The sequence below is a fragment of the Enterococcus sp. DIV2449a genome, assembly GCF_051711225.1.
In the GTDB taxonomy this organism is placed as follows: domain Bacteria; phylum Bacillota; class Bacilli; order Lactobacillales; family Enterococcaceae; genus Enterococcus_D; species Enterococcus_D casseliflavus.
Genome location: NZ_JBIOME010000001.1, coordinates 595,422 through 620,000, shown reverse-complemented (window position 1 = coordinate 620,000; position 24,579 = coordinate 595,422). Strand labels below are relative to the sequence as shown.

The window sequence follows — 24,579 nt, the reverse complement described above, 5'->3', positions numbered from 1 at the left end:
CTATTTCGGAGAGAACCAGCTATCTCCAAGTTCGTTTGGAATTTCTCCGCTACCCACACCTCATCCCCGCACTTTTCAACGTACGTGGGTTCGGTCCTCCAGTGCGTTTTACCGCACCTTCAACCTGGACATGGGTAGATCACATGGTTTCGGGTCTACGACAACATACTCATTCGCCCTATTCAGACTCGCTTTCGCTACGGCTCCGTCTCTTCAACTTAACCTCGCATGCTATCGTAACTCGCCGGTTCATTCTACAAAAGGCACGCTATCACCCATTAACGGGCTCTAACTTGTTGTAGGCACACGGTTTCAGGATCTATTTCACTCCCCTTCCGGGGTGCTTTTCACCTTTCCCTCACGGTACTGGTTCACTATCGGTCACTAGGGAGTATTTAGCCTTGGGAGATGGTCCTCCCGGATTCCGACGGAATTCCTCGTGTTCCGCCGTACTCAGGATCCTCCTAGGTGTTATCCAAATTTCGCCTACGGGGTTTTTACCCTCTTTGACATACTTTTCCAAGTATTTCGACTATCTGAATAGACTACCATATCGGAGTCCTACAACCCCAACAAGCAAGCTTGTTGGTTTGGGCTTTTCCCGTTTCGCTCGCCGCTACTCAGGGAATCGAATTTTCTTTCTCTTCCTGCAGGTACTTAGATGTTTCAGTTCTCTGCGTCTACCTCGACTGCGCTATGTATTCACGCAGACGTAACATCCTATAAAAGATGCTGGGTTCCCCCATTCGGAAATCTCTGGATCATAGCTTACTTACAGCTCCCCAAAGCATATCGGTGTTAGTCCCGTCCTTCATCGGCTCCTAGTGCCAAGGCATCCACCGTGCGCCCTTATTCACTTAACCTTTGACCTTACGGTCGGTTTTGAGTACTTCTTCTAGCGATAGAAGGTTGCTCAAGAAAATAAGCGTTGAACTTATTAAAAAACTCTTTTAACATTTCAACTCGGTGTGTGTTACTTGTTTTGATTATTTCTTCGATATCCAGTTTTCAATGAACAAATTTTGTTTGAGAGTAAACCTCTCAAAACTGAACAAAGGCAAACGATGTGTAGTCTTCCGAAATATTCCTTAGAAAGGAGGTGATCCAGCCGCACCTTCCGATACGGCTACCTTGTTACGACTTCACCCCAATCATCTATCCCACCTTAGGCGGCTGGCTCCAAAAAGGTTACCTCACCGACTTCGGGTGTTACAAACTCTCGTGGTGTGACGGGCGGTGTGTACAAGGCCCGGGAACGTATTCACCGCGGCGTGCTGATCCGCGATTACTAGCGATTCCGGCTTCATGTAGGCGAGTTGCAGCCTACAATCCGAACTGAGAGAAGCTTTAAGAGATTAGCTTAGCCTCGCGACTTCGCAACTCGTTGTACTTCCCATTGTAGCACGTGTGTAGCCCAGGTCATAAGGGGCATGATGATTTGACGTCATCCCCACCTTCCTCCGGTTTGTCACCGGCAGTCTCGCTAGAGTGCCCAACTAAATGATGGCAACTAACAATAAGGGTTGCGCTCGTTGCGGGACTTAACCCAACATCTCACGACACGAGCTGACGACAACCATGCACCACCTGTCACTTTGCCCCCGAAGGGGAAGCTCTATCTCTAGAGTGGTCAAAGGATGTCAAGACCTGGTAAGGTTCTTCGCGTTGCTTCGAATTAAACCACATGCTCCACCGCTTGTGCGGGCCCCCGTCAATTCCTTTGAGTTTCAACCTTGCGGTCGTACTCCCCAGGCGGAGTGCTTAATGCGTTTGCTGCAGCACTGAAGGGCGGAAACCCTCCAACACTTAGCACTCATCGTTTACGGCGTGGACTACCAGGGTATCTAATCCTGTTCGCTCCCCACGCTTTCGAGCCTCAGCGTCAGTTACAGACCAGAGAGCCGCCTTCGCCACTGGTGTTCCTCCATATATCTACGCATTTCACCGCTACACATGGAATTCCACTCTCCTCTTCTGCACTCAAGTCTCCCAGTTTCCAATGACCCTCCCCGGTTGAGCCGGGGGCTTTCACATCAGACTTAAGAAACCGCCTGCGCTCGCTTTACGCCCAATAAATCCGGACAACGCTTGCCACCTACGTATTACCGCGGCTGCTGGCACGTAGTTAGCCGTGGCTTTCTGGTTAGATACCGTCAAGGGATGAACATTTTACTCTCATCCTTGTTCTTCTCTAACAACAGAGTTTTACGATCCGAAAACCTTCTTCACTCACGCGGCGTTGCTCGGTCAGACTTTCGTCCATTGCCGAAGATTCCCTACTGCTGCCTCCCGTAGGAGTCTGGGCCGTGTCTCAGTCCCAGTGTGGCCGATCACCCTCTCAGGTCGGCTATGCATCGTTGCCTTGGTGAGCCGTTACCTCACCAACTAGCTAATGCACCGCGGGTCCATCCATCAGTGACGCAAAAGCGCCTTTCAACTTTCTTCCATGCGGAAAATAGTGTTATACGGTATTAGCACCTGTTTCCAAGTGTTATCCCCTTCTGATGGGCAGGTTACCCACGTGTTACTCACCCGTTCGCCACTCTTTTTCTTTCGGTGGAGCAAGCTCCGGTGAAAGAAAAAGCGTTCGACTTGCATGTATTAGGCACGCCGCCAGCGTTCGTCCTGAGCCAGGATCAAACTCTCATAATGATTTGTTTGAATGACCATACGGTCATTAAGCTCATAAAAATTAACTTTGCTAGCTATTGCTTGCATGTATTTGTTTCAATAAATTGAAACGTCCTACACATTGGTTCGTTTGCTTGCTTTGTTCAGTTTTCAAAGGTCTACCGTGCTGCGTTAGCAACTTTTATATCATATCAGAGCGACGTTTGATTGTCAACTCTTTTTTAAAAGTTTTTTCGCTCGTTGTTTTTCAACTTCGTAGCGGCTGTCTCAGCGACTTAATTAGAATAACGAATGATTTGTTATTTGTCAACAACTTTTTTCAATTAATTTTGTTGATGTATCAACATTGATTAAATGTTTTATTATTGCGACTTAGTTATAATATCATCTGTTGCATTTTTGGTCAAGTCTTTTTTTTGAAGTTTTTTCAACTGTTGTTTTGACCCGCTGGCTCAATTGCCAACGTTGACTAATTTACCATTCTTCTTGAATCAGGTCAAGGAAATATTTCATTTTATTTACAAAAAGTTTTCAATAAAAAAAGACCGTCGTAACGGTCTTCAGTTTTTTCGCTAATATTCAGGTGCTAAAAGAACGGAACGCCTTCAATCTCGTAGTCTTCAATGATCTTACGAAAGATATTAGGCTCTTCCCACGCATACCCTTCTGGCAGCTGTTGCGTTTGTCCTGCTTCTTGTGTTTCAAAAACAAATAAAGGAATGTTTTGCGTATCAATATTGCCATTTGTGAGTTCAACGAGTTCGATCGCTGTCACATCAAGGTGGATACGGTCTTTAAACAATTGTAAGATCGTAGCCAAGCCGGTTTTATCTTCAGAAAAATCCGTTGACGCTAATTCCGCAGTGCCTTCGTGTATTTGCATCAAAAATCGTTTCGAACCATTTGCTAAGTGCATCATAACTGTACCCGCTACTTTTTTGGATCCCAAAATACCCACCTCAGTTATTCATCTGTTTGTAAACTAATTTTAGCACATTTTCAGAAAATATGCACGATTATCTGCTGCTGTTTTCTTTTTCTAACATTTCTTTGGCCTCTTTCACCCACACTGGTAAAGCTTCTCCAATCGTACGAAAACCGATCCGCTTATTCTTATTTGTAAAGTAGCGTTTACGCTTAAAGGGTGGCTGAACAAAACTCGTTTCCAATGTACGGCGGGACAAACTGATCTTTTGGCTGTATTCGTCAATATCAATGATTTGTACACGGATCTTTTGCCCGATCTGTAAGACTTCATGGATATTTTTGGTAAACCCAGATTGGATCTCTGAAACATGGATCAATCCTTGTGTTTCCTTATCTAACGAAACAAATGCACCATAGGGTTGAATCCCAGTGACTGTTCCTTCTATAATGTTCCCGATTTGATAATTCATAGTCTTTCCTCTCTTTTCCACTTTCATTATACTTGAACTAGTGGTAGATTTGAAGCATCAGAAACAACGTTGCACAATATAGGAGGGAAACGCATGATCAATTTTGACAAAGTTCATCCGCGCTTAAATACCAATAGCGTCAAATGGGATACCATTGCAAAAACCTATAAGGAAGAAAACTTGTTGCCGCTTTGGGTAGCCGACATGGATTTTCTGGCACCAGAACCTGTGAAAAAAGCGTTAGAAAAAGCAGTTGCCCAAGGGATCTATGGGTACTCTACCATCCCTGATTCGCTGCTTGAATCCATCATCGATTGGCAGCAAAGACGTCATGGTTATACCATCAATAAGGAAGCGATCCTTTTTAACAGCGGTGTCGTCCCTAGTATTGCACTGGCGATCCAAAGTTATACGCAAGAAGGAGATGCCGTATTGATCCACGATCCGGTCTACCATCCCTTTGCCCATGTTGTCAAAAACAATCAGCGGACCTTAATTCAAGAACCATTATTGGAAAAAGATGGCCACTTCGTCATCGATTTTGAGGCGATGGAACAAACCATCATCGAAAAGAAGGTAAAATTGTTTCTTCTATGTAATCCTCATAATCCTGGCGGTCGCGTGTGGTCAAAAGAAGAACTGATGACGATCGGCCGTATTTGTCAAAAGCACCGGGTGGTCGTTGTTAGTGATGAGATCCATCAAGACATCGTTTTTGCACCAAATCAATTTGTCTCTTTCCAAACAGTCGAGCCAAGCTTTGCCGATTTTTCGATCATCTTGACCTCAGCAACCAAGACCTTTAATTTAGCTGGGATCAAAAATTCGATGGTCTTCATCAAAGACCAAACCTTGCGCAGCCAATTTGCAAAAACACAAGAACGTAACGTTCAAGGGGAAATCAATACGTTTGGGTTGGTCGCTACTGAAGCAGCGTATCGTGAATCTGAAGCATGGTTAGAAGAACTTTTGTCCTACTTAGAAGCAAATCGCACCTTTGTCTGCGACTTTTTGACTGAACAACTCCCAGCAGTGACCTTTCAAAAACCCGAAGGTACTTACTTGATCTGGCTGGATTTTTCTGCCTATGGCCTAACGGACAATCAGCTGCAGCGCAAACTGATCAAAGAAGCCAATGTCGTATTGAATCAAGGAAGTATCTTTGGTCCTCGCGGCAGTCACCATATGCGGCTAAACTTTGCCTGTCCTAAAGAGCTATTAAAAAAAGCACTCAATCAAATCGCCGCCGCGTTTAAAGACCAACCCATCGGTTAACTCTTTCTTATGAAAAAAAGAACCCTAAAGCTGCCATTTCAACGATCTCCTTGAGGATGACCGTTGAAACTGCTTTTGGGTTCTTTTGTTTTATTCGCTGATTTCGATCGTTTCGATCACTACATCATGCACTGGACGATCTTGTGGTCCTCGTTGCACGCCAGCGATTTCATCAACGACTGACATTCCTTCGATCACATGACCGAAGACTGTGTGACGGAAATCTAACCAAGGAGTACCACCTGCTTGATACGCTTCGATGATTTCAGCTGGATAACCAGCACCTTCTAATTGACCTAACATGTTGCTAGGAACATTTTGATTGTTTACGATGAAAAACTGGCTGCCGTTAGTATTCGGACCAGCGTTTGCCATAGATAAAGCGCCACGAAGATTGAACAATTCTTTTGAAAATTCATCTTCAAAGCTGCCACCATAGATGCTTTCGCCGCCCATCCCTGTACCAGTTGGATCGCCACCTTGAATCATAAAATCAGGAATGACACGGTGGAAGATGATCCCATCGTAATACCCTTTTTTCGCTAATTCAACGAAGTTCTTCACTGTTTTTGGCACCAATTCTGGGAACAATTGTACAACTACATCCCCACGATTGGTTTTGATGACTGCTTTATGGCCAGTTTGTTTTTCTAATGCTAACTGTGGAAATTCAGACACATTAACTCCTCCTTCTCTCTCATAAATCCATGATAGCAGAAAATTGAAAAAATGCTAGTTTGGATAATTTTTGCTATAATGAAGCTATTCGTACACTACGAACACGCTTCACCCCAACGTGGTTAGAAAAGAGGAATAACATGGATATTTTTGATATAACGATTATCGGCGCGGGACCTAGCGGGATGTTTTCTGCTTTCTATGCCGGTATGCGTAACGCCAAAACCAAGATCATCGACAGCTTGCCGCAATTAGGCGGTCAGCTTGCTACTTTATACCCAGAAAAATACATCTACGATATCCCAGGTTATCCGAAAATCAAAGCGGGCGATCTTGTCCAAAACCTGGAAAAACAGTTGACGACCTTCAATCACCAATATTGTTTAGAAGAAACCGTCTTGTCGGTCGAAAAACAAGAAGACTATATCGAAGTCACCACCGACAAAGGAATCCATTACTCGAAAGCCGTGATTTTGGCTTTAGGAAACGGCTCCTTCCAGCCGCGCAAACTGACTTTGCCAGAAAGCGAGCGGTTTGAAGGATACGGCCTAGACTATTTTGTCACCGATTTGATGAAGTATGCTGGACGCAAAGTAGCGATCGCCGGTGGCGGCGATTCTGCCATCGATTGGGCATTGATGCTGGAGCCAATCGCTAGTGAAGTCTACTTGATCCATCGCCGTCCTGAATTTCGTGCCCATGAACATAGCGTCAGCAAATTACAGGCTTCTGCCGTCAACATTTTGACTCCTTATGTGATCCAAGAAATCCAAGGAGAGCAACGTTTGACTGGTGTCTCGTTGCAACAAGTCAAGGGTGATGAAACGGTCAGCCTTTCATTGGATGCTTTGATCGTCAATTACGGTTTTTCTTCCACATTGAACATCAAGGATTGGGGCATGAAAAGCAGCCGCCAAGGAGTCTTCGTCTCTTCAGATATGAGCACGTCTGTTCCTGGGATCTATGGCTGTGGGGATGTCGTTTTATACGATGGAAAAGTCGACCTGATCGCTACTGGTTTCGGGGAAGCCCCAACTGCGGTGAACAATGCGCTCCACTACATTGATCCCAAAACGCGGACACAACCTGCCCATAGTACAAGTCTTTTTAAGGAGTAGCTGAGATGAAACAAGCTGGTCAACACCAACTTGCCGCCTATATCCTCCCTTTGCAGGGCAAGACCCTCACTGAGCAAATGGTTCAGTATCTGGAAGCCTTCGATCATGCCGAAACGGCGGTCCACAATCTAGCCGTTGCCCAAGAAGCCAAACGATTGGCAGAACGGTTTCAAGTCAATGCGGATAAAGCTTATTTGGCAGGACTGCTGCACGATGTCAGCGTCGTCATCCCTCATGACCAGCGAATCGCCTTGCAGATAGCAGTAGGCGAACCGATCTTAGACGCGGAGCGGCAAGCACCTTTTTTGCTGCATCAGCAGCAATCCGCTTTGTTGGCAAAAACGGTTTTTCAGGTATCTGATCCAGACATTCTGTCCGCCATCAGCTGTCATACCACCTTAAAGGCCCATTATCGTCGTCTCGATCTACTCGTTTTTTTAGCCGACAAAATCAAATGGGATCGTAAAGATCAAGCGCCTTTCTTAACCGGCTTATTAGACCGCCTCGATGATTCCTTGGAAGCCGCCGCTGGGTATTATATGGACTGGCTTTTTGCTGGTGACTTGGTGGTCCCCCATCCTTGGGCAGTGGCAGCCAAAGCAGAACTAGCCAACAACTGTGCTTCAATGGATGTCAGAAGGGATTAAGACCCAAATGGCATGGCCTGCAACTGGAATAGGGCACTACTTATGATCGCAATCCATCAGTCGCACGTTGACTTTTGAATAAACTATTTTTACATGGAGGGGAACTATATGGTATTAGAAAGCAAAACACTTGAAGACAAAGCAAGAGAATTGTTGGCCGACCGCGGCGTCTCGCTGCAAGACATCGGTGAACTGGTGATGTTCTTGCAAAAAGACTACATTGAAGGCATCACCTTGGAGATGTGTATCGAAAGCGTCAACGCTGTCTTAAGCAAGCGGGAAGTCCACAACACGATTTTAACGGGGATCCAATTGGATATTTTGGCAGAAGAAAATCAACTGCTGCATCCACTGCAAGAAATCGTTAAAGAAGACGAAGGGCTTTATGGGATCGATGAGATCCTCGCTCTATCCATCGTCAACGTGTACGGCTCGATCGGCTTTACTAACTATGGATACATTGATAAAGTCAAACCGGGTATTCTGAAAGAACTGAACAAGCACGACGGTCCCCGCGTTCACACCTTTTTAGATGATATCGTAGGTGCCATCGCAGCTTCTGCCGCAAGTCGCTTAGCCCATCAACACCCAAGTAAATCTCATTACATTACGCAATAAAAAAAAGACCGACGATTCGCCTCCCTTGAAGCGACCCCCAAAAGTTAGACCAGAAAATCTAACTTTTGGGGGTCGTTATTTGTATGGCAAAATATCCTTTTGAATTAAAACTAAAAATCGTTAAAGAATATCTTAGTGGCGTGGGCGGATATCGGTATCTTGCCAACAAATACGGTATTTCAAGCAAGTCTCAAGTAAGTAATTGGGTGAATGCCTATCGTGAATACGGAGAGGAAGGTCTATTGAGAAAACATCAAAATCAGAAATATTCTGTTCAATTTAAGTTAAATGCGCTAGAGTTATATCAAACAAGTGAGATGTCCTATCGAGAAGTTGCTAGCACTTTAGAAATGAACAACCCTGCGCTTATTGCCAATTGGATGCGTAATTTCAGAGAAGCAGGTATTGAGGGGCTCTCAAAAGAGAAAGGGCGACCACTTACTTTGACTAGAAAAAAAGAAAACAAAAAAGAAAATACAACAACTGAAGAACGCGATCGTATCAAGGCATTAGAAAAGCAAGTCCGATCCCTTCAAATTGAGAATGCCTTTTTAAAAGAGTTGAGGAAGCTGCGAAAACAGGAAGCCCAGCAAAGACGCAAGAATCAATCGCACGAATCATCGCCAGCCTCCGAGGATCATTCAAACTAGTTGAGCTTCTTGAAACATTGAAATTTCCTAAAGCAACCTATATGTATTGGCAGAAACGGTTTGACAGACCAAACCCAGACCAAGAAATTGAAGAAAAAATGCTTGAAATTCGCAAAGAGCATAAAGATTATGGCTGTCTGCGACTAAAAAAAGAATTAGAGAATCAAGGGATTCATGTCAATAAAAAGAAGATTCAACGTCTGATAAAAAAACTAGGTATCGAAGTAAAGTCTTACACTCGAAAATCTCGACGGTACAATTCTTATCGTGGGAAGGTTGGCACTGTCGCCAAAAATCGTATTCATCGTCGGTTTTATACAAATATCTGTCACCAAAAAATTACAACTGATACCACAGAGTTTAAGTATTATGAAGTAGACACCACAGGTGTCGTTCGTCAGAAAAAGCTGTATTTAGATCCTTTCATGGATTTCTACAATAGTGAAATTCTATCTTATCGGATTTCTGAAAAACCAAACGCACTAGCCATAATGGAAGGATTAGAAGAAGCAATCCATATGACAAATGATTGTCCATTTCGTAGAACCTTCCATTCAGATCAAGGATGGGCCTATCAAATGAATGCTTATAAGAATAAATTGAAGCAGCATAAAATCTTCCAGAGTATGTCTCGTAAAGGGAATTGTTTAGATAACTCACCTATGGAAAACTTCTTTGGTTTATTAAAGCAAGAGATTTTTCATGGAGAAGTCTATCGGAGTTTAGATGAATTGAAAACAAAAATTGACCAATATATCTATTATTACAACCATAAACGCATCAAAAAGAAATTAAATTGGCGAAGTCCGGTTCAGTTTCGAGAAGCTGTAAAAACAGCTGTCTAACTGTTAATTTTATCGTACAAAAAAGGAGTGGATTTCTCCACTCCATAAAAGTCTAACTTTTTGGGGTCACTACACCTCAAAGGAAGGGGATCGTTGGTCTTTTTTTCATTATGCTGTTTTTTTCAAGCCTCGTTTGCCCCACCAATAGAAGGCAAAAAAGAAGACTTCAATCAAGACGAAAAAGAGAATAAAGCAATGCATGAAAAACGTTTCTGGCAGCACGTTGATGATCGGATCGGTGGCTGGATTAAACAGCCAATCGTCGTTACTGAAGAAAATCTCATGGAACGTAACGAAAAAGCGGTCAAAGCCGACAGCCATCAAAAACCCGAAAATCAGCGGCAAAATCATCCCCCATTGAAAGGGACGAATCAAGCGCCATTGCTGTTGTTTTTGCCGTAACCGATTGACGAACCAGATACTGGGCAGCAAAGTGACGATCATGACGGCATAATTTAATAGAAACAACTGTTTCACATCGTAAAAATGCCCAGCGCCAGCTTCAGACATTGGAAAATCTGGCAAGGCGAGCGTACTTGCAAAGGGATTGTTTAGAAAATCTAACAATAAGCCATAGTTCTTCAACAACTCTTCTCTTGTTAGCGAGGTATAATCCAGCAGATTCAAGTGATCGACATCAAACCAATATAACGGTCGAAAATTGATCGTTAGGGTGATCGCTAGACTGACCAAAAACAAAAACAAGCAGACAAATCCTAAGCGTTCAAGCCACACTTGTTTTTTCATTGTTCAAAATCCCACTCATCTAAAGAATCCACCACATAGGTTGGTGCTACTGGTAATGTCGGAACTGCCGCTTTCGGGGTAAAGCCAGATAATACGAGCAAAGAATCGATCCCGTTTTGGATCCCCGAGCGAATATCAGTTTCGTAATTGTCCCCCACCATCAAGACCTCTTCTTTTGATAAGCCGATGTGTGCCACCGCTTTTTCCATAATGATGGCTTCTGGTTTGCCAATAAAGATCGGTTGCGTTTGGGTGGCAGTCTCCACCATTGCGATCAGTGAACCTGCACCAGGTAATAAACCTCTTTCCGTTGGGATATTTTTGTCGGGATTGGTCCCGATAAAGGTTGCTCCTTTTTGGATCGCTAACGTTGCTAGAACAAATTTTTCATAGGTCACGTGGTTGTCTAAGCCAACCACGACATAATCTGGGTTGGTTTCCTCCCACTCAAACCCAGCAGCTAAAATCAAATCGATCAACCCCGCTTCGCCGATCACAAATACTTTGCGGCCTTTGCCATGGTCTTTCATAAAATCGATTGTCGCCAAGCTTGCGGTATAGATCGTTTCTGGTGCCACATGGATCGAAAATTCATCCGCTAATCGCTGCGCCACGACTTCAGGACTGCGGGTCGTATTATTGGTCACAAATAAATAGGGCAGTCCTTTTTCTTGTAAGGACTCTACGAAGCGTTTCCCAGCAGGGATCGGCGCTTTTCCTAAATAAATCGTGCCGTCTAAATCAATCAAATAGCCTTTATATTTCATCTTATTCTTCCCTTTGTCGAATCGTAAACTCTTTTTTGCCTTTTTTCACCGTGGTTGTCTCGGTTTTTTTGACGTTCTTTTCTTTTGGTTTACGATTTTTGATCGTTGGTTTGCTTTTTTTCTGCGGTACGGTGTCACGCTTTTCTTCTATATGGGCGTTTTGTTGTGCGTTTTGATTTTGATTGTTTTGGGTTGGCTTTTTCTTGCGTCGGCGGGAGGTACTTTTTTCTTTTTTGCCGCCAACTCGTTGGATCACGAAATAGGCACAACCGAAGTTGCAATACTCATACAAATAGTCTTCCAACATGTCGATGCGCTGATCAGGTAATGCTTTGCGGTTATCTTTTTCAAAAAAACCTTTCAAACGCAGCTGCTCATAACCCCAATCGCCTACGATATAATCATAACGTGCCAACACTTCACTGTAACGCTCGCCAAGCTTTTCTGGATTGAAGCCTTCACGATAATCCATGACCAATTTGTATTGTCGATTGCCAATCATTAATTCTTCATCATTTAACAAAGTCACCAACTCGCCTTTTTGCGGTTGTTTCGCTGGTTCTTCAATAATTTCTTCTAGTACAGATGTCATTTCATCTGTGATCGTTTGTTTTTCGGTCATTTTTTCACCACCTGTTGTTTATTATACCTTGTTTTATTCCCCAATGATAGTCGCGGTTTTTTCGCAAAATCCAGCTGGAGGAGTGACGAACTACTGGATGGGGTATTTCTGACTCAGGTAATCACCGACCACTGTGCGAATAAAGTCTGGAAAAAGAAACTCAACGGTTCCAGCAATCTCGATCGTCGGGAAAAACGGAATAAACAAGTAGTGATCCACAAGGGTCAACGTGTAGCTTTGAGCAGGATCGACGGGCTCTTGTTTCCACAATACTTGGTGGTTTTTTTCATCAAAGCGGATGCCTTCATAAACCAGTTCGCCAAAAATCTCCCCTCGAAAACCCATTCCCATAATTGGGAAATTGCGCAAAAAGTTGCGATTTTTTTCCATCTCTAAGACCAATCGAATGACATCCGCGCCTTGCAGCGTCACCCGTATCAAATGCATCGGATGGGGTAAAATCGTGTGCAGCTGATCTTGATCGACCCGCCCTTGTGGCAAATCATCTAAGAATAGCCCCGTATTTAAGATGGCGGCATCCGTCTGTCCTTTGGCACATAATGCCAAAAGCGCCTCCCGAACCAAGGAATGTTCACTTTGCCAATCCCTCGTAAACGCTGCTGGAATTTCTGCCACCTGATTTGCCCGCAGCAAGCGATGGCCGATCGATAGATATTCGGCGATCTCTTCCTCATCTTGCGGAAAAGCCACCAACGAATCCGTCGGAATCACACGGGCGCGATGCTTGATCGGTCGGTGGTGATCATCTAAGACCACTTCGACTTCGCCAATGTTAAAACCAAACTTGCCAGCTGCCCCAATTTGAACCCCATTGATGACTTCGCCCTTTTCAAACAAATGGTGCGTGTGGGAACCTAATATAACATCTAGTTCTGGAAAGTCCCTCGCAATCTGGCGATCAGCATTGATGCCTAGATGGCTCATCAAGACCAACAGATCGACCTCGGGGCGCAAATGCTGCACCAATGAAGGCAAAATCTCCAAGGGTTCGCGAATGTCCCAGCCGTTTGGGGCATATGTCAGCGGAAACGGTGCTGTAAAAGCGATCAGGCCGATTTTGGCGCCTTGATTGCTTTCCATGATTTTGTATTCTTGTGCCCACTTCGGCGGACGTAAATCCTGTTTATCAAATAAATTGCCTAAAATGACAGGAAATTCTGCTTGGTCATATAAATGCTGCAAGACCTCTTTGGGATTGCCGACCCCTTCATTGTTCCCAATCGTCACCGCATCGTAATGTCCTTGATTCATCAAATCGACATTCCCCTTGCCGTCAGTTGCTTCTGTCAAAGGATGCCAGCGATCGACAAAGTCGCCTAAGTCGACTGCGATCACTGTCTCTTCGGTCGTATCCGCTTCTCGTTTTCTTTGATCCAAATAACGCCGCATCTTCGGCCAATGTTCTAGGTGGGAATGCAGATCGTTGGTATGGATAATCGTAATTTTTTCCATTGTGCGCCTCTTTTCAAATACGTCGCCTGAAATCACTATCCATTTCTATTGGCATCAAGGGTTGCCAGTAGAAAGACGACGGAAGTCTCTACAAAATAAGCATAGCATAAAATCTCTGGGAAACCATTGGAATGCTTGGAAAAGAATGGTGACTTTTTGTAAAAAAGAACCAGCTGCAGTGACAGTTGTTCAAAAGAAAAAATCACTTTTCTGACTGTAAAAAGGAAAGTGATTTTTTCTGGTTATTTTTGGAAAGTTCTATCGATAACATGACGGTGGCAATTCGTTGAAGCGAAAATAAAGAGTTCTTGAAACGAAGATTCTATCGAATATCGAGAGCAGGTAATCCATGTTTCAGTTCGTCAGAACTACTGATTTTTTGAGAGTATAAAAATCGCCAACGCAAAAGTTATCAGAGTAAGGTTCTAAACAGGAATAAAGCCTTTGTATCAAAAATACAACTTAACCCTCTGAGAGCTGCTATCGATTGCCTAGATTTAAAGCAGAATACAATTAGAATAGTCCTTGGTGTCACAAAGAATTTCAAAAATAAAAAAACCTAAGACAGTCTGTCTCAGGTTTGAATGATCATCGATTCAATTAGTACTACTGCTTTCTTCAATAGCAGGCAGTTTTTCAATCAGACACATGGAGAATCCTGCTTAGTGCTGCTTCCTTCCGGATCTGACACGCTTCACAAGACCTCCATTGTCCTAGCCTTTCGGCAAAACTTAGTATAACGTATTTCGTTAGAGATTGCCAGCCTTTTTTTGTTTTTTCTTTTCTCGTAATGCTCGGAAAAAATCTGTTAGCAGCTGGCCGCATGCTTCTTCTAAAATGCCGCCTTCCACATAGGACCAATGGTTGAAGCGCTCATCTTCCAATAAATTCATCAATGTACCAGCAGTGCCGCCTTTGGGATCGTAGGCACCAAAATACACTTCTTCCACCCGTGCCAATAACATCGCCCCACTACACATCGGGCATGGTTCCAAGGTCACAAACAGCTGCGCTTGTTCTAAGCGCCAACTTCCAACAGTGCGACAGGCTTCTTCGATCGCAAACATCTCCGCATGCGCTGCAGCTTGCTGCTGCGTTTCTCGTAGATTGTGTCCACGACCAATGATTTTATCATCCAAGACGACGACAGCACCGATCGGTACTTCTGCCAACCCTTCTGCTTTTCGGGCTTCTTTGATTGCTTCTTCCATAAAGAAGGCTTTTTCCTCGGCAGTCAAGGTACTTGTTTTTTCCACGACTTCACTCTCACTCCTCTACCTCGCACCATTTCGTGCATTTCCTTGTTAGTATAACGAAAAACGCTTAGAAAGACGAGAAAAACTCGCAAAGACCGATGTCCCTGCGAGTTTCAAATGGAATGATTGGCTTAAAAGACGGAATCAACAAAGCTCGTCAACTTGTCTTTGACATGTTCTGTCGAATCTTTGATGTTGTCTCCGTAAACAGAGATTTTGTTGCGGCCCTCATTGACTTTTTTCATCACACCTAACAACGAATCCAATTCATTGTCGGACAAGCCGTCTACGACATCCAGCAATTTTTCATTGCCGTTGAATTTGTCATCGACAAATTTCTTTACTTTGTGTCGGTTGCAAGCGAAGCGTACTTTATTGAATACTTTGTCTGATACAACGACGGCAGTAGTGATCCCAGCGATCGCTGCAATGCTTAATCCAATCGTTACTTTTGATGATGTTTTCATATCGATCAGCTCCCTTATTTTGCTACTTCCATCATAGCACGAGGACTGAAATAAAAACACTATTTCGTTTAAATCGCTTTGAATCTTAATCCTTTAGGAAAGAAGTTTTTCACGGTTCCTTGGACTTGTTTTCCAAAACCGACTGGGATCTCATCGACTGTCAAAATCACCCATCCAGCATTTCCTGGCACGCTCAAGGTTTCACCTGCCACATAATGCTGCCATTGCGGCAAAGTGATTGGCACTGTCGGTGCCCCTTCTTCTGCATGGATCGCCAATGCCAACGCATAACTTGGCTCGATCCGATTCTTCTTAACGACGCCGACGTGCAAACCTGGGCGCATAAACTTGATCCCTTTTAAAGAAGGCATTTCTTCAGGAACGAGCCAGAGGTTTTCTCCTAGCAGCTGAGGCGTCGCATTCAGTGCCTGTAAAAAAGGAAACTCCTTGCGAAAGGCTTGCCACAACTTTTGAGTCGCTGCATCCAATGGACTCTTGGCTGTCGCTCCTTTGCCTTTTTTCTTCTTTTTCACTGGCGCTGCTTCTGCTAGCGAGGTCAATTTCGCAGCGAAATGACCTTCTCCTTGGTTTAAATGCGGCCATAAGCGGATGGTTTTCTCAATCCCAGGTGCAGCTCCCCACTCCCTGCGCCCATGAGATACATTGTCCAAGTCGATCGCTTCGATCGTGAAGGGGTACTCCTCCATTAACCAAGCCATCATCGCTTCGTTTTCTTCTGGGGCAAAGGTACAGGTGGAATAGATCAGCTGCCCCCCCGGTTTTAGCATCGTAACGGCTTGTGCCAAAATGTCTTTTTGTCTGATCGCACACTGATCAGGTGTTTCTGCTTGCCATTCTTCTAAGGCGACGGGATCTTTACGAAACATCCCTTCACCAGAACATGGGGCGTCCACCACGATCTTGTCAAAAAACTGAGGAAAATGGCGGCTCAATTCTTGCGGTGCCTGATTGGTGACGACTACATTCGCAAAGCCCCAACGCTCCACATTTTCTGATAGGATTTTGGCACGCTTGGGGAAAATCTCATTTGCTACAAGCAGTCCTTTTCCTTGTAACTGGCTTGCCAGCTGCGTTGTTTTGCCCCCTGGTGCCGCACATAAATCTAAGACCAGCTCCCCTGGTTGAGCGGCTGCGATCGTTGCTACGATCATCGCACTAGGTTCTTGGCTATAGACATAGCCAGCTTGATGGAGCAGCGAACGGCCTTTGACTTCGCCAATATAAGCAGCTTCTGCATAGGGGGCAGGTACAGCGGCTGGCCCATATTTTGCCAGCATCGCTTGTGCGTGCGGCTTAGCAACATTCAAGCGAAAGCCTTTGACTGGCTGATTATCGGTTAAAGCGGTAAAAAAAGCTGGTGCTTCTTCTCCTAGCAACCGTTGGTATTTTTCAATAAATGGTGTTGGTAATTGCATACTTACCCCTCCTCGGCTTTTTTATTCTAGCGACTGAGAAGCAATTATGCAAGAATTCCTTGATCAAATGGCAAAAAAACTGCAGCTGAGTGAAGTGGGCGACTAAATCGCTTCGACTTCTCTTTGCTGCAGACCTTTTTTATTTAAAAATCGCTTTTTTGACACTGCTTTCGATGAATGGCTGAGAGACACGGTTGTCCCAGAATTTGATCAGTGGGCCCACTAAAAAGGCACTGATGAAGGTTCCGATTCCAATAGGCCCGCCTGTGAAGAGCCCAATCAAGGCAAAGGCAACGTCTTGAATCACCCGCACCACTCGATAGTTGGCTTTCGTCTGATCGACGATGGTTGGGGCGATCGCGTCATAGGGGGCGCTGCCCAAATTCGCTGACATATAAAACGAAGCACCGAAGGTAAAGAAGATAATCCCGATCAACAAGAACAAGCCTTGCTGCCACCAGTTATTGGGACCGACGGATAACCAATCAAAAACATTGGTATAAAAGTCGATGAAAAATCCTGTCAGCACCATATTGATGACCGTCCCGATGCCGATATGGCGACGGCCAAAGATAAAAATCAATACTAGGACAGCGATATTGATCATCAATTGATAGACCCCAAGGGATAACCCTAGTAGCTCGCCGACACCGATATTGGCAGCTGTGTATGGGTCTAGCCCTACTCCGCCGACCCGCAGCAATGCCGCCCCGAATCCTAAAATGGCGACACCAATCAACGCATAAAGCGAGCGTAATCCTGTTTCTTTTTTCATTAAAATTTCCCCTTTTTTCTCATCTGTTCTTTCAAGTATAACGAGAAAAAAGGAAAATGGGAATTTCAACGCTTCCCAGGGCTCTTTGTAGGGATAAGATCTGGCTTCGTCCATCTCCTTTGCTTCTATTTTGCTTCCATTGAAAAGCCCGCAACAACCATTGCGATTGCGTATCTTGATTTTCGGTTCCTACAGATACGCGTGCCTCGTCCATTACTCGGGCTTCACTGGAACCATCACTTCAAATATCTGCAATTCTTTTTGGGCGGTAAAGACTTCATCTTGCCATAACAATTCCCAAACATCGCCATCGATCTTTAAATGATTCTCTTTTAGAAAGGATTGGATGCGATGGGTAAAAGCAGCAATTTGTTCCTCTCCCTCACTGACAAACCCAGACACATACGTGCCAGTAGGACGCGTGATGATCAGCTTTTCAGGATAGAGATGCAGCCGATCTTGTGGAATCAAGATCAGTGCCCGATAAGGCGATGCGTGAAAGGTCTGATCCTCTAATGTCGTTCCAGCACTTAAAAAGCCGATGGGGTAGCCACTGAAAGCATCTTTATAATCCACTAGCGGATAAAAACGGGCGTACACTTGATAAGCAGATTCTGGATCATCGCCAGCGATCTCTTCGGAAACGATAAACGCCTCTGCTTCGTGGTGCGCTATCGTAAAGGTCTCAAAATCGGCTTTCTGTACTTTTTCATAGCGCTGGATGTAGCGATCGAAGGTTCGTTCCAATTCTTGCAGCGCAGCGATTTTGGTACGAACTTCTCCTCGCCGTTCCACAAGTTCCTTTTGCGTGTATTCAGGGTTGCGGTTTTTCAAAAATTGTCGAATGTCTTGCAAGGGCATGTCTAAAGAACGCAAGAGCAGAATCACGTCTAACTCAAGGCATTGTTCAAAGCCGTAGTAGCGATAGCCGTTTTCACCAATCGATTGCGGTTTGAACAAATCGATCTGATCGTAATAAATCAATGTGCGCCGACTCACGCCAGCATAAGCGGACATCTCACTGATGGTCAATTGTTTTTTCAAAAAAATTTCACTCCTTGCTTGACTGTAGCGTAACGTTACAGTTTATTCTACCATAGAACGACATTTTTGGAGGGAAATCATGAAACAATTACAGTTATTTTATAAAGAAGAACGACGCTTCTTTTTCAGTTTATTTCTTTTGATGCTGGTCCAATCCTTCGGCACACTCTTGTTGCCGTATTTTTTGGCAAAAATCATTGATGAAGGGATCTTGAAAGTCGACACGACAGCCATTTGGCACAATGGCTGGTGGATGTTTGCCATTGCCATCGGCACCGTGATCGTCTCTGTAGGCGGTAGTTATTTATCTGCCCACCTTTCAGGAAAATTCGGGCATTTTTTGCGGATGCGCCTTTTCAAAAAAACACAAGAACTCTCTGTATCCGCCGTTGATGGCTATGGTACGCCCACATTGCTGGCACGTACCACCAGCGACATCAACAACATCCAACAAATTTTGATGATGGCGCTGCAAATGATTTTGCCAGCCCCAATGATCGTCGCTGCTTCAATTTTTCTAACCGGCACCGTCTCTTTACGGATGATTTGGGTCCCAATCGTAGCGATCCTATGTTTTTCAATGATCGCTTATGGAGTGATTCGCAAAGCGATCCCATTATCACAAATCACGCAAAAACTAGTCGATAACATGATGCGGATCTTACGAGAAACCTTTACTGGCGCTCGGGTGATTCGAGCATTCGACAAAGCTGCTTACGAAAAAGAACGGACAGATCAAACACTGACGGAATATGCGAAAACCATGATCCAAGTCAATCGCCTCTTTGCTGTCTTGAATCCGACCGTCAATTTAGTAATGGGACTCTCGATTTCGACTATCCTTGTCTACGGCGGCTATCAAAGTCTGCAGGGCCACCTTGCTATTGGTAGTATTACTGCCATCATCGAATACACGATCCTGAGTCTCTGGTTTTTGACTATGGCAGCGATGGTGATCGTGATGGTGCCTAAAGGCTTGACTTCCTTGCAACGGATCACAGAAGTTTTGGAAGAACCAATTGATTTGATCGACGGTGACCAAACCTTAAACAAGACCGCCGTGTCAGAAACGATCGCAGCTTTCAATCACGTGCAGTTTACGTATGAAGGTGCCGAAGAACCTGTCTTAGAAGATATCAGCTTCGAGATCCATCGAGGCAAAACGACAGCGATCGTTGGTGGAACTGGTTCTGGCAAAAGCAACATCGCCAAAGCGCTGTTGCGTTTCAAAGATGTGACTGCTGGTTCGATCACGCTTTTTGGCCGCAACATCAAAGAGATCTCACAAGCCGAATTACGGGACTAAATTAGTTATGTCCCGCAAAAAGCGCTCTTGCTTAGCGGCACGATTCAAGAAACCTTGCGTTTCGGCAATCGTCCAGCAACCCATGAGGCGATGGCAAAAGCCGCTGAAGTTGCTCAAGCCAAGTCATTTATTGAAGGCTTGCCTGAAGGTTATGAAAGTCCAGTTGCTCAAAAAGGCAGCAATTTCTCTGGCGGTCAAAAGCAACGATTGAGTATTGCCCGAGCGCTGACAAAGCCAGCAGAAATCTACTTCTTTGACGACAGCTTTTCTGCTTTGGATTATCAAACAGACGCCAACTTGCGGCGTGCATTGAAAGAATACACGAAAGATGCCGCCGTCATTATCGTGGCTCAGCGGGTATCGACCGTCAAAAATGCCGATCAAATCATTGTCTTGGATAACGGCAAGATGGTCGGTAAAGGAACCCACGAAGAATTATTACGCAATTGCCAAACTTATCAAGAGTTTGCCTCATCTCAAGGAATGGGAGGAATGAAGGATGAGTAAACAAACAATGGATACCCCAAAAAACATGAAACATACAAGCCGACGCTTGCTGCGTTTGCTGATGGAACAAAAAGCCCGCTTTCTACTGATTATCGCTTCCGCCTTGTTCTTTTCCTTACTAATGTCCATCGCCCCTTTGATCTTGGGGCGTGGACTGGATAATCTGATTGCCTTGTTTCAACAAGAAGGCTGGCAGATCAATGATTTTTGGCAAAGTATTTTAGGTCCAGTCGTCCTTTTAGCGGGAACGTGGCTTTTGATTAGTCTCTTTTCCTTGCTGCAAGAGTATACGATGGCCAGTGTCAGTGAAACCCTGACCTTGACTTTACGCAAACAAATCAGTGACAAATTCAATCGCCTGCCTATCAGTTTTTACGACAAACATCATACTGGCGATATTTTAAGCCGAGTGATTCTCGATTTAGATAAAGTATCCGAAGTCTTACAAGTCGGTTTGATGCAGTTGATCACCGCAACCATCAGCATTACCTTCGGCTTGATCGCTATGCTTTATCTCAGCCCATTACTGACGATCGGCGTGGTTCTGATGTTGCTTTTGAGTGCTTTTGTGACCACCGTTCTCGCACGAAAAAACTTGAGCTACTTTACCAAAAACCAAGAAACATTAGGTGCAGTTAGCAGTCGTGCGGAAGAGTTTTATACCGCAAATCCGCTGATCAAATCCTACAACCAACAAGTTGCCGTTGAAGCGGAAATGGCGGAATTGAGTGAAGCCCAATTTAAAGCCTTTCGGAAAGCACAGTTCGTCAGTGCAGCTATCAATCCATTCGTGCTCTTTATCAATCAAATCGGCTTTATCTTAAGCGCCGTCGTTGGTGGTCTAATGGTGTTGCAAGGGCAATTATCCATTGGTCTCGTACAAGCCTATCTGCAATACATCAACCAAGTGTCTGAACCGATCACGCAAGCCTCTTATATTATGAACACCTTGCAAAGTGCCTTAGCATCTCTCGAACGAATTTTTGAGATCCTTGATTATCCTGAAGAAGAAACTGCGACCCAACAACTGCCAGTTCCACAAAACATCAAAGGAAAAATCGATTTTCAACACGTCTCCTTTGGCTACAGCAAGGAAAAACTCTTGATGGAAAACGTCGAATTTTCCGTCAAACCAAAACAAACGGTCGCGATCGTCGGACCAACAGGTGCTGGAAAAACCACCATGATCTATCTTTTGATGCGCTTTTATCCATTGAATGGTGGGAAGATCTTGCTGGACGATCAAGACATGATGTCCTTTTCGGCACCGGCAGTACGGAAAAAATTCGGTATGGTGCTGCAAGATACATGGCTGTTCCAAGGAACCATTGCTGAAAATATCGCTTATGGCAATCCCGATGCCACTCGGGAAGACATCTTGGCTGCCGCGAAAGCCGCCCAATGCGACCACTTTGTGCGGACCCTGCCCAACGGTTACGATACCGTCATTGGTTCCGAAAGCGAACTGTCACAAGGACAACAACAATTATTGACGATCGCTCGGGCGATTTTAGCAGACCCAACGATCCTGATCCTTGATGAAGCCACCTCCAGTGTCGACACGCGGACGGAACAAATGATCCAAACGGCGATGGATCGTTTGACCCAAGGACGAACCAGCTTTATCATCGCCCATCGTCTTTCTACCATCAAAAACGCTGACTTGATTCTAGTGATGAAAGACGGCTCCGTCGTCGAAAAAGGCTCCCATACTCAATTGCTGGCACAAGATTCCCTTTACGCCCAACTATATAACAGCCAGTTTGCAACAGCTTGATGAAAAAGCCGAACCACCAACCTATGACTTTATAAACTGTCGAGGTTGTGGGTCGGCTTTTTTCTTTTTCCGTAAAAATCTGTGAGCACCAAGGCTAACTACTATTACCTTCAATTGCTTCTCTTTTACTCAACTTTTTTTAGTGCTGCTTGGATAAGCGGTACTTTTCCTGGTTCTTTTTTTATGATTGCCATTAATTTTCCTGAAAAAAGTTTTTTCTCTTGGCAATTATACCCGTCTAGATCTGCGGGATCGCCATTAGCAAGTCCGAGGATTGTTCCATTTTTTACCAAAACCGCTACAAGTTCGTCTGCAGTTGGCACCTCGATCCCTTCTGAATCGATTCCTTGGATCTCAAATAGAGAGTAGTCCGCTCCACAGAATCGTTCTTTAACTGTGACAGAATCAGTCGGACCGCTTGTTTTTCGAGTTGCTTCAATTGTTTGTTCCTCTTTGACACCAATGGCTTTTAAACAACCTGGTTCATAAGGAATATGCCAAGATAGGCCATCTTTATCATTTTTTTTCTTTCCAAAACTCTTCCCGTTCAGAAACAACTCAACAGTATGACAATTAGAAAAAGTCCTCACCTCCGTAACCCCTTGGTCAATTGTTAACCCTTCTTTGTTCCAGTGAGGAAACACATGAACCATTGGTGTTTCAGTCCACCTTGATTGATAATAATAAAAAGAATCCTTTTCAAATCCGACCGTATCTGTAATTCCAAATTGAGAACTGATTCCAGGCCAGTGAAACGGTGCTGGCTCACCGTAGTAATCCATAAATGTCCACAAGAAGACACCTCCCATATAGGCATGTTCTTCTAAGTAACGCAGTACTTCTTTCGGTTTAGCCGTACCACCGGTTCCTGGCTCTTCAGGCTTTCGTTTCCCAGGTAAGACCATAGAATAAAGAGAACCAAAGTTTGAAGTATGACATTTTTCGCTGTTATCTTGATAGACCCCTCTTGTCGAAAAGTAAGAAGCACTTTCCGTACTAAGATATGAAAATAGCGGATACTTTTCCTTTACAGCAACTAAACCTGTCCCATTTACAGCAGACTCAGGATAATTGACCCCGTTCACATCAAAAATACGCATATAAGAAGCATCCACCTGACCAGCAGGATTAAGTAATTCCGCTGAAACAATGAGACTTTGCGAAGTATGGGTTCGGATCACAGCTGCTAATTTTTGTGCCATTCGGTAAGCAAGCGGCGTATGACCAATCACCTCTTCATTACAAAGGGACCAAAAACAAAGAGAAGGATGATTACGTGTTTGCTTCACCATTTTTACCAGCTCATTTGTCCGCCACTCACCAGATTCCAAGATGCGGTTCTCGTTCATAACGATGATACCTAATTCATCACATAATTCAAGGAGATCTTTGGAAGCAAAGTGATGTGCACTGCGATAGGCGTTTACCCCCATTTCTTTCATTTTCAACAGCTTATACCGTAAAATATCTTTTGGTAATGCGACACCTAGACCACCAAAGTCTTGATGCTCACAGACCCCTCTTAATTCTTTACGTTCCCCATTAAGCAGAAAACCTTTCGTAGTATATGCGACTGTCCTAATACCAAAACAAAGCTGATAGTCATCGATTTGGTTCTCGCCATCAAATAGTTGAAAAGTAGCTTGGTATAGATGTGGATTCTCGAGAGACCATAGCTGAGGCGCGCAGATTTTTTGGCAATAACTCCATTCTGTTGTCGCCAAAGGATCTACGTTACACTCATGGATATTTTGTTGATCAGCCACCTGACTTTTGATCGTTATCTTTTGTTTTTTCTCAAAATAATGGTTAGCAAGACCAATGGTGATTTTAAGGAGCGCTTCCTGCTGGTTTATTTCAGTTGTTTCGATAAACGATGCTTCTGCCACAATCTGAAGCTTTGGTTTTATTTCTAAATATACATCCTTATATATACCTGCTCCCTCATACCACCAGCCTTCCGCGCCTTTCGTCGTATCCACTTTGATCAACACCACATTCACTCCCTCTGAGCCGATGCGTATCAGTTCAGAGACATCAAAAGAAAAATCAGAGTATCCACTGTAATGATCACCTAGAAATACACCATTAAACCAGACAGATGCCATACGCATGACGCCCATAAAGTGGAGAGTCACTTGCTTTTCGTTCACTTCATCTAGAGTTAACGCAAAAGTCTTACGGTAATAGGCAATGCCATCTGGCTTTGATCCACTCATCAGTAAATCGGGATCATTAACATACGGAAGTTCATTTTTCCAATCATGAGGGAGATCAACAGATACCCAATCTTCGTCAAGTTCACTTTCCAAAGCAGTGTTCGCCAACATTCTCAAGCCTTTTTCACGATCACCTTGAGCAATCAGCCGTAGAAAATGTTCTCCACCAGCACCTATCAAAACAGTATCCCCCGCTTCATTTTCAAGCGGAGCTGCCAAGCCACCGATAGCTGCGGCTTTTCTGACTGTTTTCATTGGCTCTTCTATCTCACCTAAGTGAAATTGCCAGCCATCATTCAGTAATCGATTTTGTCTCATTTTTTC

General features: G+C 44.3%; 20 protein-coding genes, 2 rRNA genes, 1 other RNA gene and 1 pseudogene (1 of these 24 cut by a window edge). 8 read left to right on the top strand and 16 right to left on the bottom strand.

The window, feature by feature from the left end; translation table 11 throughout:
• From IGI76_RS02960 to IGI76_RS02945, 4 genes are all read right to left on the bottom strand, one after another.
• Nucleotides 1-863, bottom strand: a 23S ribosomal RNA gene (locus IGI76_RS02960); it reaches 2,052 nt to the left of the window's first position.
• A gap of 229 nt (nucleotides 864-1,092) precedes the next feature.
• Nucleotides 1,093-2,652 (bottom strand): 16S ribosomal RNA (locus IGI76_RS02955).
• The 16S and 23S rRNA genes sit together here, the layout of an rRNA operon.
• Before the next feature lie 565 nt (nucleotides 2,653-3,217).
• A complete protein-coding gene (locus IGI76_RS02950; protein ID WP_005227664.1) occupies nucleotides 3,218-3,580 on the bottom strand; it encodes a hypothetical protein in 363 nt (120 codons plus the stop codon).
• A gap of 67 nt (nucleotides 3,581-3,647) precedes the next feature.
• Nucleotides 3,648-4,028 (bottom strand): CvfD/Ygs/GSP13 family RNA-binding post-transcriptional regulator, encoded by a 381-nt coding sequence (locus tag IGI76_RS02945; protein ID WP_005227662.1) that lies wholly within the window; start codon nucleotides 4,026-4,028, stop codon nucleotides 3,648-3,650.
• A 93-nt stretch (nucleotides 4,029-4,121) separates the two neighbouring features.
• Here IGI76_RS02945 and IGI76_RS02940 point away from each other — a divergent pair, with 93 nt between their 5' ends.
• Nucleotides 4,122-5,303 carry a MalY/PatB family protein gene (locus IGI76_RS02940; protein WP_438781023.1) on the top strand — a complete coding sequence of 394 codons (1,182 nt, stop codon included), beginning with the start codon at nucleotides 4,122-4,124 and terminating at the stop codon, nucleotides 5,301-5,303.
• A 90-nt stretch (nucleotides 5,304-5,393) separates the two neighbouring features.
• Here IGI76_RS02940 and IGI76_RS02935 read toward each other — a convergent pair whose 3' ends face one another.
• Nucleotides 5,394-5,981, bottom strand: coding sequence for a peptidylprolyl isomerase (locus tag IGI76_RS02935; RefSeq protein ID WP_438781021.1), 588 nt, complete (start codon nucleotides 5,979-5,981; stop codon nucleotides 5,394-5,396).
• 140 nt (nucleotides 5,982-6,121) lie between these two features.
• On the opposite strand from IGI76_RS02935, the gene IGI76_RS02930 reads away from it, so the two are divergent.
• The 5 genes from IGI76_RS02930 (at nucleotide 6,122) to IGI76_RS02910 (ending at nucleotide 9,859) form a co-directional block, all read left to right on the top strand.
• On the top strand, nucleotides 6,122-7,099 hold the full coding sequence (locus IGI76_RS02930; RefSeq protein WP_010748839.1) for an NAD(P)/FAD-dependent oxidoreductase: 978 nt from the start codon (nucleotides 6,122-6,124) through the stop codon (nucleotides 7,097-7,099).
• Nucleotides 7,100-7,104: 5 nt separating this feature from the next.
• On the top strand, nucleotides 7,105-7,746 hold the full coding sequence (gene yqeK, locus IGI76_RS02925) for a bis(5'-nucleosyl)-tetraphosphatase (symmetrical) YqeK (protein ID WP_010748838.1): 642 nt from the start codon (nucleotides 7,105-7,107) through the stop codon (nucleotides 7,744-7,746).
• 108 nt (nucleotides 7,747-7,854) lie between these two features.
• Nucleotides 7,855-8,364, top strand: a complete 510-nt coding sequence (locus tag IGI76_RS02920; protein ID WP_010748837.1) for a phosphatidylglycerophosphatase A family protein — start codon at nucleotides 7,855-7,857, stop codon at nucleotides 8,362-8,364.
• A gap of 83 nt (nucleotides 8,365-8,447) precedes the next feature.
• On the top strand, nucleotides 8,448-9,014 hold the full coding sequence (locus IGI76_RS02915) for a helix-turn-helix domain-containing protein (protein ID WP_016249835.1): 567 nt from the start codon (nucleotides 8,448-8,450) through the stop codon (nucleotides 9,012-9,014).
• Entirely contained in the window at nucleotides 8,972-9,859 is an 888-nt protein-coding gene (locus tag IGI76_RS02910; protein WP_438781735.1) for an IS3 family transposase, read from the top strand. Before IGI76_RS02915 ends, IGI76_RS02910 begins: the two co-directional genes overlap by 43 nt.
• Before the next feature lie 108 nt (nucleotides 9,860-9,967).
• Here IGI76_RS02910 and IGI76_RS02905 read toward each other — a convergent pair whose 3' ends face one another.
• The 10 genes from IGI76_RS02905 to IGI76_RS02860 all read right to left on the bottom strand — a co-directional run bounded on the left by IGI76_RS02905 (nucleotide 9,968) and on the right by IGI76_RS02860 (nucleotide 18,419).
• Nucleotides 9,968-10,606: a TIGR01906 family membrane protein gene (locus IGI76_RS02905; protein WP_074934539.1), complete on the bottom strand. Its 639-nt coding sequence runs from the start codon at nucleotides 10,604-10,606 to the stop codon at nucleotides 9,968-9,970.
• Nucleotides 10,603-11,373, bottom strand: a complete 771-nt coding sequence (locus IGI76_RS02900; protein WP_010748835.1) for a TIGR01457 family HAD-type hydrolase — start codon at nucleotides 11,371-11,373, stop codon at nucleotides 10,603-10,605. Before IGI76_RS02900 ends, IGI76_RS02905 begins: the two co-directional genes overlap by 4 nt.
• A gap of 1 nt (nucleotide 11,374) precedes the next feature.
• The gene (locus IGI76_RS02895; protein ID WP_005227649.1) at nucleotides 11,375-11,995 is read right to left on the bottom strand and encodes a YutD family protein; all 621 of its coding nucleotides are present in this window, start codon (nucleotides 11,993-11,995) and stop codon (nucleotides 11,375-11,377) included.
• A gap of 90 nt (nucleotides 11,996-12,085) precedes the next feature.
• Complete coding sequence (locus tag IGI76_RS02890; RefSeq protein WP_333718967.1) at nucleotides 12,086-13,468, bottom strand: bifunctional metallophosphatase/5'-nucleotidase; 1,383 nt, start codon at nucleotides 13,466-13,468, stop codon at nucleotides 12,086-12,088.
• A 633-nt stretch (nucleotides 13,469-14,101) separates the two neighbouring features.
• An RNA gene (gene ffs, locus IGI76_RS02885) (signal recognition particle sRNA small type) lies at nucleotides 14,102-14,188 on the bottom strand.
• A gap of 29 nt (nucleotides 14,189-14,217) precedes the next feature.
• Entirely contained in the window at nucleotides 14,218-14,724 is a 507-nt protein-coding gene (gene tadA, locus IGI76_RS02880) for a tRNA adenosine(34) deaminase TadA (RefSeq protein ID WP_010748833.1), read from the bottom strand.
• 131 nt (nucleotides 14,725-14,855) lie between these two features.
• Entirely contained in the window at nucleotides 14,856-15,191 is a 336-nt protein-coding gene (locus IGI76_RS02875) for a hypothetical protein (RefSeq protein ID WP_005227636.1), read from the bottom strand.
• Nucleotides 15,192-15,259: 68 nt separating this feature from the next.
• Nucleotides 15,260-16,627: an RsmB/NOP family class I SAM-dependent RNA methyltransferase gene (locus tag IGI76_RS02870; RefSeq protein ID WP_270788097.1), complete on the bottom strand. Its 1,368-nt coding sequence runs from the start codon at nucleotides 16,625-16,627 to the stop codon at nucleotides 15,260-15,262.
• Between the two features lie 139 nt (nucleotides 16,628-16,766).
• Nucleotides 16,767-17,516: a YczE/YyaS/YitT family protein gene (locus tag IGI76_RS02865; protein ID WP_081116963.1), complete on the bottom strand. Its 750-nt coding sequence runs from the start codon at nucleotides 17,514-17,516 to the stop codon at nucleotides 16,767-16,769.
• Between the two features lie 99 nt (nucleotides 17,517-17,615).
• On the bottom strand, nucleotides 17,616-18,419 hold the full coding sequence (locus IGI76_RS02860; RefSeq protein ID WP_270788102.1) for a MerR family transcriptional regulator: 804 nt from the start codon (nucleotides 18,417-18,419) through the stop codon (nucleotides 17,616-17,618).
• A 106-nt stretch (nucleotides 18,420-18,525) separates the two neighbouring features.
• On the opposite strand from IGI76_RS02860, the pseudogene IGI76_RS02855 reads away from it, so the two are divergent.
• Both IGI76_RS02855 and IGI76_RS02850 read left to right on the top strand, forming a co-directional pair.
• Nucleotides 18,526-20,259: pseudogene (locus tag IGI76_RS02855) on the top strand (ABC transporter ATP-binding protein).
• Complete coding sequence (locus IGI76_RS02850; RefSeq protein WP_333718966.1) at nucleotides 20,252-22,036, top strand: ABC transporter ATP-binding protein; 1,785 nt, start codon at nucleotides 20,252-20,254, stop codon at nucleotides 22,034-22,036. Before IGI76_RS02855 ends, IGI76_RS02850 begins: the two are co-directional and overlap by 8 nt.
• A 125-nt stretch (nucleotides 22,037-22,161) precedes the next feature.
• Here IGI76_RS02850 and IGI76_RS02845 read toward each other — a convergent pair whose 3' ends face one another.
• Entirely contained in the window at nucleotides 22,162-24,573 is a 2,412-nt protein-coding gene (locus IGI76_RS02845; RefSeq protein ID WP_438781017.1) for a glycoside hydrolase family 2 TIM barrel-domain containing protein, read from the bottom strand.
• Nucleotides 24,574-24,579: the final 6 nt, after the last annotated feature.

Coding starts and splice junctions, on each gene's coding strand:
- IGI76_RS02865 (WP_081116963.1), bottom strand. CDS start 17,516: ATGGACGAAGCCAGATCTTATCCCTACAAAGAGCCCTGGGAAGCGTTG.
- IGI76_RS02875 (WP_005227636.1), bottom strand. CDS start 15,191: ATGAAAACATCATCAAAAGTAACGATTGGATTAAGCATTGCAGCGATC.
- IGI76_RS02945 (WP_005227662.1), bottom strand. CDS start 4,028: ATGAATTATCAAATCGGGAACATTATAGAAGGAACAGTCACTGGGATT.
- IGI76_RS02895 (WP_005227649.1), bottom strand. CDS start 11,995: ATGACCGAAAAACAAACGATCACAGATGAAATGACATCTGTACTAGAA.
- yqeK (WP_010748838.1), top strand. CDS start 7,105: ATGAAACAAGCTGGTCAACACCAACTTGCCGCCTATATCCTCCCTTTG.
- IGI76_RS02915 (WP_016249835.1), top strand. CDS start 8,448: ATGGCAAAATATCCTTTTGAATTAAAACTAAAAATCGTTAAAGAATAT.
- IGI76_RS02845 (WP_438781017.1), bottom strand. CDS start 24,573: ATGAGACAAAATCGATTACTGAATGATGGCTGGCAATTTCACTTAGGT.
- IGI76_RS02890 (WP_333718967.1), bottom strand. CDS start 13,468: ATGGAAAAAATTACGATTATCCATACCAACGATCTGCATTCCCACCTA.
- IGI76_RS02905 (WP_074934539.1), bottom strand. CDS start 10,606: ATGAAAAAACAAGTGTGGCTTGAACGCTTAGGATTTGTCTGCTTGTTT.
- IGI76_RS02930 (WP_010748839.1), top strand. CDS start 6,122: ATGGATATTTTTGATATAACGATTATCGGCGCGGGACCTAGCGGGATG.
- IGI76_RS02860 (WP_270788102.1), bottom strand. CDS start 18,419: ATGTCCGCTTATGCTGGCGTGAGTCGGCGCACATTGATTTATTACGAT.
- IGI76_RS02900 (WP_010748835.1), bottom strand. CDS start 11,373: ATGAAATATAAAGGCTATTTGATTGATTTAGACGGCACGATTTATTTA.
- IGI76_RS02870 (WP_270788097.1), bottom strand. CDS start 16,627: ATGCAATTACCAACACCATTTATTGAAAAATACCAACGGTTGCTAGGA.
- IGI76_RS02920 (WP_010748837.1), top strand. CDS start 7,855: ATGGTATTAGAAAGCAAAACACTTGAAGACAAAGCAAGAGAATTGTTG.
- IGI76_RS02850 (WP_333718966.1), top strand. CDS start 20,252: ATGAGTAAACAAACAATGGATACCCCAAAAAACATGAAACATACAAGC.
- IGI76_RS02940 (WP_438781023.1), top strand. CDS start 4,122: ATGATCAATTTTGACAAAGTTCATCCGCGCTTAAATACCAATAGCGTC.